This is a genomic window from Providencia sp. CIM-Carb-044, from assembly GCF_033901115.1.
GTDB classification, from domain to species: Bacteria; Pseudomonadota; Gammaproteobacteria; order Enterobacterales; family Enterobacteriaceae; genus Providencia; species Providencia hangzhouensis.
In genome coordinates this window covers 1-711 of record NZ_JAXADV010000070.1, presented here as the reverse complement: position 1 = coordinate 711, position 711 = coordinate 1, and the positions used below count along the sequence as shown (strand labels likewise).

Annotated in this window: 1 protein-coding gene; it reads right to left on the bottom strand. The window is 34.9% G+C overall.

The features are described 5' to 3' along the window. On the bottom strand, positions 1 to 470 hold a 470-nt coding region (locus tag SJ312_RS23305), incomplete at its 3' end, for a fimbrial protein (protein WP_319868421.1). Positions 471 to 711: the final 241 nt, after the last annotated feature.

Below are 711 nucleotides of genomic sequence, written 5' to 3'. Positions count from 1 at the left end.
GTTGCTTCTGCTTGAGCAGACAAAATAATTGTGGTGTCAGACGCTTTCAGTGTTTGCTCTAAAGTATCACCGGGTTTAATGGCTTTACCTGCATTGTCTAAGAATGAAACTGCAACGTTATTTGCGCTACCAGTGCTTGACCATAAAGATGCGTTTGTGGCATCAGGTTGGCCATTAAACGTAATTTTTACTTTAGAATAAGGAGTACCTGAAGCACTTGGGTCTAATTGGCAATCTTGTAATTTTAATTCAAATGAATTGAGTGGGCCTTTTTTACCCGCAGCATCTAAATTAACCGCGGCAATATTACCTAATTGAACTTCTTTATTCACATCAGTCGGTGCAATTGTACATGCACCGCTATTAATTGTGCCTTTAAACGTAATTTTACCTGAGCCGGCATCCGCAGCCATTGCAGAAATAGAAGTTGTCGTTAACGCTAAGCATAATGCAATTAAAGTCTTATTCATGTTATCTACCTTATATTAAGTCATTTAATTAAAAATTTTTATCTGTTGTGAAGAACGAAACAAATAATATCCATAAAATGAGTAATCAGATATCGCTAAAGTATGTATTTCGCCGGTAGAATGTAACGAAATATATTAAATTAACGTATTGAAATTAAAGGAAAATAAAAAACGAAATATTTATTAACATTATCACTAGCACCGCGTTAAGGCGTTGAATGCAGATCTTTAAGCCAAAAAA